This is a genomic window from Frankia sp. CcMO1, from assembly GCF_977945845.1.
Genome location: NZ_CDWTMG010000217.1, coordinates 2,480 through 9,088, shown reverse-complemented (window position 1 = coordinate 9,088; position 6,609 = coordinate 2,480). Strand labels below are relative to the sequence as shown.

Sequence of the window (6,609 nt, the reverse complement as noted above, 5' to 3'; positions counted from 1 at the left end):
GGCGGCGGCACCGCCGAGCGCGCCGATCCCGTTGGCCAGCAGCGCCCGGCGGCGCAGGCCCGCCGGGCGCTCGCCCGTCCTGTCCTGGGTGCGGTCCCCGGTCACGGCGTGGTCGGAGCCGCACTCGGCGCGGGAGCGGTGTGTGCCGCCGAAGGGGCCGGCGTCATGCCGCCCATGTCCATGCCGCCCGCGCCCGGGGCGTAGTCCTCGTTGCCGCCCGTGAACGCCCGGCCGGACGCGATCATCGGGACCGTGGTCCCGGCGGCGGTGGCGAGCGTGATCGCCACGTCGTCGCCAGGCTTGATCGGCTTTGTCAGCGACATGAACATCAGGTGGTCCCCGCCCGGGTTGAGCTCGTGTGACCCGCCCGGCGGCAGGACGATGCCACCGGTCTTGGGCCGCATCTGCATCGTGCTCCCCGCACCGGGCACGACCTCGTGCAACTCCATCCGGGTGGAGGCGGGCGAGGACGCCGAGACGATGCGCACCTCACGGTCGGTCGTGTTCCGCAGGACGCCGAAGGCCGCCGTCATCCCGGTGTCCGCGGCGCGGACCCACGCATCGGTGATCGTGACGGCCGCGGCGGGTGACGTGGTCTCGGCGATCGTCGGTGCGGCGGACGCCGTCGCGGCGTCGTCGCCGCAGGCGGCCGTGGACACCGCGATCGCGAGACCGGCCGCGGCCGCGCCGAGCGCACGACCCGAAGAACGGTGGAAGGAAACAACGTTCATGACAACTCCCTTGCGGCGGACGGTGACCCCGTCCGCAGGTTTCGAAAGACCGTGATGGTTGGCCGGCGTCAGGACTTGCGCCTGCGCACGGCGAGGAACGCGGCGGCCAGGCCCGCGCCGCCGCCGATGAGCGCGAGTGCCGGAAGCAGTCGGCCGGGTGACTCCGGGGTCGACCCGGCGTCGACTGGCACGACCTGGTCCGGCGACGCGCCCGCTGTGGCGTCCGGAGCCGGGGCGGCGGTCGCCGGGGCGGTCGCGGTCGGTCCCGCACCGGACACGGAGAACGGGAACGTGCCCTGGATCGGATGCCCGTCCGCCGCGACGACCCGCCACACGACCGTGACCGCTCCCGCCGCCGCACCTGGTGCCAGCCGCTGGACGACCTGCCCGCCGCTCGTTGCGGGCGACCCCACGGCGACCGTCGCGCCTGCGGCGTCGGTCACGCGCACCACCGACCCGAGCGGGAGCAGCGGGTCGCTGAAGGTGAGCACGACCTCGGCCGGCGGCGCCTGCACCGTCGATTGCGCTGCCGGCGAGGTGCCGACGAGTTCAGTGTGCGCGGACGCCGGGACGGCGACGGAACACACGACCAACAACGCAAACGCCACGCAAGTCACGCGGGTACCGACCTGGAGCAACAGGCGTCGAGGCGCGGACATGGTCGACCTGGTCGACATGACAGACCCTTCGGCGGGGCATCCGCCCGTCAACGACGGACGCGAACGGCGCGCTCCCACCGGACGCCGCGCGAAATCCCCGACCCCGAGCGCACAACGGCCTCAGGCTCCAGGACCGCTCAGGACGTGCGGGCGACGAGGAGCGCCGGACAGGCTGTCCGTGCCGGTGGCCCGCGGCGTGGCGAGACCCGAAGGTAGGTGTCACGACCGGTCGGACGCGGTGCGTCCGCCGAGACCGGCAGTAGGCGGAGCGCCCACACCGGCGGCGCGGCCTCGATGAGCGCACGGAAGGGAATCCGCGCCCAGAAGCCGGCGATTGCCCATACGGCACGCTCGCCGCGGGCGAGCAACGCGGCGACCACGAGGGTGGCCACGGCGTGCGCCGCGATCATCCACCAGCCCGCACCGGCGTCGACGGCGGAGCCGTCGAGGGGACCGGTCATCGCCATGCCCCCGTCCGCGCACGGACTCCCGTCGACGTAGGTCAGGCCGCCGCTGCCCACCCCGGGGCCGGCGTGCATGGTGTGGCCACCGGCCGACGTCCCGCGCGGGGACGCGCAACCCGCGGCGGCGGCCGTGAACTCCAGCCCGTAGTGAAGGATCACTTGCCCGGCGGCCAGAACCCCCAGCAGCGCCGGCAGACCCAGCCTGCGGCGCGCGACCTGCACCGCAACCGCGGCCATCACCACTGCGAGCAGGCCGATCGCCACCGGTCCCGGCGCGGCGCCCCCGGCCGCGACGTGGGCCGAACCGGACAGCACGGTCACGGCCGACGCGAGCGCGAGCGCGCGTCCGAGACGCACCCCTCCGCTCGCCGGCGCAATCACGGCGCGAACGCTACCCCGCGAGCCCTCGGCCCGGAAAGCCCGCAATTCCCACACTGCGACGGCGGACCAGACCATGAACCGAGACCAGGCCCCGCCCGTACCAACGGTACTCAGAACCGCCTGTCACCAGCTGGACCTGGTGATGCCGGGAAGCTGGCCGCGGTGTGCCACGCCGCCTGGTCCGGTGGCGGGAGTGCGGAACCCGTTTCCGAAACCGGAAGTGGCTCCGGTGACCATGCAAGCGAGCAGACACAGGCACCCTTTACATGATAGTGATTATCAGTATGAGATATGCCGAGCCGACTCCCGTATTGACCGTCTGCTCGATGGACCCCGTGCTGCGCGACGTCACGGCCGCGACGCTGCTGTGCGACCTGCCCGGCGCGGTCGTGCTCCAGCACGACCTGAATCCCGATCCCGGCGCCGGCCCGGCGCTGCGCCGCACGGTGCACGACCTCGATGGTGTGATCGAGCGGGAGTCCCTCGACCTGGACCACGCCTGCCTGTCCTGTGCGCTGCGGGAGGACGTGCTGCCCGCGATCCGGCGGCTGACCGACCCCGGCCGAACCGGGCGCCGCCCGCGCGCCGTCGTGCTGGCGCTGCCGGTCACCGCCGAGGCGCTGCCCGTCGTCCGCGCGATCCAGTCCTTCGGGGAGGGCTCGCCAGCCATGGCGTCGGCGGTGCTGACCGTGATCGATCCGTCCACGGCCGAGTGCGACCTGCTCGGGGACGATCTCCTCGCGGAGCGCGGGCTGGAGATGGCCGCCGGCGACCGCCGCGCGGTCGGCGAGGCCCTGGCGCATCAGGTGGAGTACGCCGACGTGCTCGTCACCTCCGACGACCCACCGGCACCGCGGGCCGCCGCCCTGCTGGCGCACCTCAGCCCGGCGGTGACGCGGACCCTTGACGAACTTCGCCCCGACGGCCTGCTCCACCTGCGAAGGCCGCTCGACGACCCGCGTGGTGACCTGCGCCGTGCCGCTCCGGTGGCGACGGGCGTGGATTCGCACAATTTCTGGACGCTGGACCTGGACTCCTGGCGCCCGGTGCATCCGGACCGCCTGCACGAGGGCATGGAGGCCCTCGCCTGCGGGCCGCTGCGCGGCCGTGGCTACTTCTGGCTGCCCACCCGCCCCGACACCCTCGGCGCCTGGGACGGTGCGGGTCGGCAACTGTCCATCGGCAGCATCGGCAGCTGGAACGGCCTCCGCCGGCGGACCCGGCTCGTCATCACCGGATCAGGACTCGACCCCGACCTGTTGGGCCGGGCGTTCGACCGGGCACTGCTGACCGACGCCGAACTGGCGCGGGGCCTGGGCTGGTGGGCCGGGCGGCAGGACGGCTTCGAGCCGTGGCTCGGCGACCAGGAGGAGGCCGCCTGATGCACCGACCACCCCGCCCGCAACGAAACGGACGCCACCGCGTCGCACCGGACGGGCACGCACGTGACGTCCCCCCGGCCGGCCAGGGCGCATCGCGCCACAGGGCGCCGCATGCCGACCCGCCGGGGCCGGTGGTGGCGGTCTGTACCGGAGGCCGCTGCCTGGGCGCGTACCGATCGAGCGATGTTCAGGAGCTCGACCTGTCCGAGCTGCGTCAGGCCATCCGGCGCACGCCGGGCGGGGTGCTGGTGACCTGCGGCTGCCTGGGCAACTGCGACCAGGCCGGGCTCGTGCTGCTCGGCTGGCAGGGCAGCGCCTACGTCGAGTACCGCGCCCTCGGCCACATGCACCGGACACGCCGCCTGTCGGAACTCGCCGGGTGGCTACCCGGCCCGGGACCGGCCAGAACGCTCCTCGGCGGCGCCGGCCTGCCCCCAGCCTTCGCTGAGACGGCGGCTGATTCCCGCACCCGCCGCGGTCCTCGGCCGGAGTGATCAAAGGGCGAGCAACCTCGTGCGACCGGCGGACGCCTCACCGGGATCTCGACCACGTGCCACACCGCGGCCGGCGCCAGATACGGTCAGCACCCGCCCCCTCACCGAAGTGCCGGCCGGCCTGCACCTGCAGGGCGCGCAAACTGTTTCGCACGGCCGGGGGCGCGGGGGCACACTGGTCCTATGTCACGCCGGGGGCCTCGATCTGTGCGATTGCTGCTGGCAGGTTTCGTCGGGTTGCTGGATCTGTCGGCATGGTTGCCTCAGGCTGCCTTCGTCATCGACTCCCTCGCGCTTGCAACTCTGATCGTCGCGTTCATCGTCGCTGCTCACGATGTGTTCACGGTGTGCGGGCCTGCGCGGTCCGCTCCCGTGGCGCGGGGGCCGCGATCTCCGGTGACGATGCTGCCGAGCCAGGCGAGGTCGGCGTCCAGTACGCGTGCGGGACATCGCCCGGGCACCCGGCCCCAGACGAACGGCATGCCCACCGCCGTCGTGGTGAACCTGCTACGAGACGAGCCTGCTCATGGTGAGGCGTAGGCGGGTGGTGTCGCTGGACGTCCAGCCGCGGGGTGGGGCGATCGCGGCCCAGGCGTCCACGACGCTGTCGTCGTAGCGATGGCCTGAGCCGGGTGGGACCTGATTGGCGTGGATCAGGTCGGAGGTGACTTGCCAGAAGGTGACGATGGGGTACCAGGACATCGCTGGGGAGACGTCGTCGCCGCGGCGCTCGCTGAGCCAGTCGGGTCGGGTGAACAGCAGGTGGGGAGACCACCAGACGATGGGATCGGAGGCGTGTTGGAGGAACAGCACGCGCGGCGCCTGCCAGCGGCTGCCGGCTGCGGTGAGGTCGTCGCGGTCGTCGGCGAATCTGACGGTGGTTCCGGCGTCGTAGACGGGCAGGTGTTCGGGTGAGCCGGGGTCGCGGTGGTCGACGATGGAGCGCCAGAGCTGGTTGGAGTCGGGTGGCCCGGCGAACAGGGCGCCGTCGGCCCGCTGTCGGATGGCACGCAGGTCCGTGAACGCGGCCTGGCCGCCGTTGGAGCCGAGGCTTTCGCCGAACACCAGCAGGCGGGGGCGGCTGGTGGGTGGCAGGGTGCGCCAGCGGTCGTAGATCTGGTTGAACAGTTCCCGACCGGCGAGTTCGGCGCGCTGGTCGTCGAAGAGGAAGGACAGCGGGCTGGGCAGGTAGGAGTACTGCATCGCCACGATGGCGGTGTTCCCGCCGTGCAGGTACTCCAGGGCGCGCGCCGCGTGGGGGTCGACCCACCCGGTGCCCGTCGTGGTGACCACGCACAGCACGCCCCGGTCGAAGGCGCGTGTTCGGTCCAGCTCGGCGACGGCGGTCGCGGCCCGTCGCCGGATGCTCTCGGCACTGCCCGGGTCACGGGTTTCGGCGGCGGCCGAGCCGAGACCGCCCAGGGCCGCGTCGCCGGCACCAGGGGTGTCCAGACCGACGTACACACGGATCGGCTCGGTCGCGGGCCGGCCGGTAACGCCGTTGATCTGTGCCGTCGTGGGGGCGCCGGCCACGAAGCTGCGTCCTTGCAGGCCGAGATCCTCCCACCGGACCAGTGAGCCGGGGCTGCCGGAGCGTAGTGGGCTCGTGGGGCGGTGCACGCCCGGCTCGGTGCCGTCGTTGGCGGCGCTGAAGGCCTCGTCGACCACGGCCAACGCCGTCCGCTTGACGACCTGGTCCATGAACATGCCCGAGCCCATGACTACGAGTGCGACGCTGGCGACACCGGCGACGACCGGAGGCATCCGCCGAGCGAGTCTCCGCGACACCAGGCCCACGGCGAACCGGAAGCCTCGGGCGACCTGGACGAGCGCGGCGAAGATGGTGACCGCGACCGCCAGCAGGAGCATCGGTGACGACGGCCCGGGTTCCTCCAAACCGACCAGCAGGTGCGCCTGGCGCTGCCAGCGTCGCGACGCGACCAGGAACACGATCACCGCGGCGGGTGCGGCGACGGCGACCAGCCACAGCGCCGCGACACGCACCTGTCGTCGGAGCGCCGGGACGGGTAGTCGTTTACCTGCTGCCACGACAAGATGTCGCAGCAGGCAGCCGCAGCCGTAGCCGGCGGCGGCGTTGATCCCGGACAGGCAGCCCTGTAGCGCGGGTCCCCTCGGAAGCAGCGACGGTGTCAGCGACATGCAGACGAACAGCGTCGCCGCCGACACCCCCACCGTGTCGTACCACAGCCACCCGGGCAGCCGGCCATGACGCCGCCGCCATGCAGCCAGCGCGGCGGGCAGTGCCAGACCCCGCCGCGGGCGGGGTTGGTCCGCCTTCGCGGCGGCGCTCCTGTCCGCCCGGGCAGGGCCGGCCACTGCCGTCATAGTGTCGCCAGCTCCGGTTCGTCGCAGGTCACGCGCGCAGGCCATCGTGGATCGGCAACGATGCGCAATCTCCATCCAAGAGGCCGGTCGATGGGAGTGTTAGGACGTTACCGTGACCGAGGCCAGCGAGCCCCTTAGAGCCTGTTGGTAAA

The 6,609-nt window shown here is 72.8% G+C and carries 6 protein-coding genes; 2 read left to right on the top strand and 4 right to left on the bottom strand.

Annotated features, from left to right (window positions below; genetic code table 11):
- Positions 1 to 101: 101 nt before the first annotated feature.
- The 3 genes from AC08OU_RS19755 to AC08OU_RS19745 all read right to left on the bottom strand — a co-directional run bounded on the left by AC08OU_RS19755 (position 102) and on the right by AC08OU_RS19745 (position 2,211).
- A complete protein-coding gene (locus tag AC08OU_RS19755) occupies positions 102 to 731 on the bottom strand; it encodes a copper chaperone PCu(A)C (protein ID WP_476605522.1) in 630 nt (209 codons plus the stop codon).
- Between the two features lie 68 nt (positions 732 to 799).
- A complete protein-coding gene (locus AC08OU_RS19750; RefSeq protein ID WP_476605521.1) occupies positions 800 to 1,408 on the bottom strand; it encodes a copper resistance CopC family protein in 609 nt (202 codons plus the stop codon).
- A gap of 119 nt (positions 1,409 to 1,527) precedes the next feature.
- Entirely contained in the window at positions 1,528 to 2,211 is a 684-nt protein-coding gene (locus AC08OU_RS19745; RefSeq protein ID WP_476605520.1) for a hypothetical protein, read from the bottom strand.
- A 308-nt stretch (positions 2,212 to 2,519) separates the two neighbouring features.
- Here AC08OU_RS19745 and AC08OU_RS19740 point away from each other — a divergent pair, with 308 nt between their 5' ends.
- On the top strand, positions 2,520 to 3,617 hold the full coding sequence (locus tag AC08OU_RS19740) for a GTP-binding protein (RefSeq protein WP_476605519.1): 1,098 nt from the start codon (positions 2,520 to 2,522) through the stop codon (positions 3,615 to 3,617).
- Between the two features lie 134 nt (positions 3,618 to 3,751).
- Complete coding sequence (locus tag AC08OU_RS19735) at positions 3,752 to 4,111, top strand: (2Fe-2S) ferredoxin domain-containing protein (protein WP_476605518.1); 360 nt, start codon at positions 3,752 to 3,754, stop codon at positions 4,109 to 4,111.
- A gap of 507 nt (positions 4,112 to 4,618) precedes the next feature.
- On the opposite strand, the gene AC08OU_RS19730 is transcribed toward AC08OU_RS19735, so the two are convergent.
- Positions 4,619 to 6,457 (bottom strand): alpha/beta hydrolase, encoded by a 1,839-nt coding sequence (locus AC08OU_RS19730; RefSeq protein WP_476605517.1) that lies wholly within the window; start codon positions 6,455 to 6,457, stop codon positions 4,619 to 4,621.
- Positions 6,458 to 6,609: the final 152 nt, after the last annotated feature.

What these genes read in the sequence shown, in the direction of transcription:
- AC08OU_RS19730 (WP_476605517.1), bottom strand. Translation starts at nt 6,457, where the DNA reads ATGACGGCAGTGGCCGGCCCTGCCCGGGCGGACAGGAGCGCCGCCGCG.
- AC08OU_RS19755 (WP_476605522.1), bottom strand. Translation starts at nt 731, where the DNA reads ATGAACGTTGTTTCCTTCCACCGTTCTTCGGGTCGTGCGCTCGGCGCG.
- AC08OU_RS19750 (WP_476605521.1), bottom strand. Translation starts at nt 1,408, where the DNA reads ATGTCGACCAGGTCGACCATGTCCGCGCCTCGACGCCTGTTGCTCCAG.
- AC08OU_RS19740 (WP_476605519.1), top strand. Translation starts at nt 2,520, where the DNA reads ATGAGATATGCCGAGCCGACTCCCGTATTGACCGTCTGCTCGATGGAC.